Here is a 1,591-nt window from a genome sequence, read left to right on the forward strand (position 1 = left end):
CTTGAAGCCATAAGAAAAACCTCCACATTCAGTGGAGGCAATCTCTTTTATCAATACAATTTTAAGTCACGAGGGTCAACTGGGAAGGTTGGGTTGTATGGGTTGTGACGAAGTTTGAAGTGTTTGACATCTTCAATGGTCTGAGTTCCAGACAATTGCATAACTGTCTTCAATTCCGCATTCAAGTGTTCAAAGACTTGACGCACACCAACACTACCACCAAGAGCCAAACCATAAATAGCAGGGCGACCAATAGCTACCAAGTCTGCTCCTGAAGCCAAGGCTTTAAAGACGTGTTGACCACGACGAACACCAGAGTCAAAGACAATTGGCACACGTCTATCAACTGCTTCTGCCACTTCTTGAAGCGAGTCAAAAGCGGCTGGTCCACCGTCGATTTGACGACCACCGTGGTTGGTTACCCAGATACCAGAAGCTCCCGCAGCAAGTGAACGCTCAACGTCCTCACGGCATTGTGGTCCCTTGACATAGACAGGAAGTCCAGAGTATTCAGCGATAAATTCTACATCGCGTGGAGACAAACGCTGTTTAGCTGATTTGTAAACAAAGTCCATTGATTTACCAGCACCTTCTGGCAGGTATTCTTCAACAATCGGCATGCCAACTGGGAAGACAAAACCATTACGCTTATCCACCTCACGATTGCCCCCTACAGTAGCATCTGCCGTCAAGACAATCGCTTTATAACCTTCAGCCTTCACACGGTCCATGATGTGGCGGTTGATACCGTCATCCTTACTAAAGTAAAATTGGAACCAATGAGGTGTCCCTTGAAGGGCTTCAGAAATCTCTGGAAGGTCAACAGTAGAGTAAGAACTGGTTGTATAAAGAGAACCGAACTCATGCACACCACGCGCAGTCGCCACTTCACCCTGTTCATTCGCTAATTTATGAGCCGCAACAGGCGCCATAATGATTGGTGAGGATAGTTTTTCACCTGCAAATTCAATCTCTGTACTTGGATTTTCAACATCGCAAAGCGTATGTGGAACGATGAGTTTGTGGTTAAAGGCACGGATATTCTCTCTTAAAGTGAAAGTATCTTCTGCCCCACTAGCAATATAGCCAAATGCTGCTTTAGGGATCACTTGTTGCGCCATTGGCTCCAAATCATAGGTATTAATGAAATCTACATGCCCTTCTGCATTGCTTGTTTTGTATGACATAAACTGTCCTCCTTGATTAAGTAAGCGTTTGCTTTTTACTATACATCTATAATAACTCTTTTTTCAATCATTTTCAAGAGTTTTGCTTAAAAACAATCTTATTTTTCATACAATATATTAGCCCTACTTTCCTTAAACTCTAAACTTTAGTCTATATTAAGTGAATCGTTGAGATTTTTTGCTGCCAGGCATTTGAACTACTTTTTTATTTGCTGATTCTATCTACTAATGCTATAAAAACAAGTAAATAAGACACCAGAACATCCTCTAATAGGGCCTATGGACTTATATCAGTTATTTAGTTTTAAAAAAGCGTTCCAAACATTCAAAAATAGTTGGGACTTCCCTTAATAAATCTGTTCCTTTCTTTTTCAAGATAGCCCATGCTTGCTCAATAGGATTCA

Annotated in this window: 1 protein-coding gene; it reads right to left on the reverse strand. The window is 41.5% G+C overall.

All coding sequences use genetic code 11. The features are described from left to right. Positions 1-50 precede the first annotated feature (50 nt). The gene (lctO, locus tag HT719_RS09580) at positions 51-1,187 is read right to left on the reverse strand and encodes an L-lactate oxidase (protein WP_000120708.1); all 1,137 of its coding nucleotides are present in this window, start codon (positions 1,185-1,187) and stop codon (positions 51-53) included. Positions 1,188-1,591: the final 404 nt, after the last annotated feature.

It is taken from the genome of Streptococcus sp. k-378, from assembly GCF_013277505.1.
GTDB lineage: Bacteria > Bacillota > Bacilli > Lactobacillales > Streptococcaceae > Streptococcus > Streptococcus pseudopneumoniae.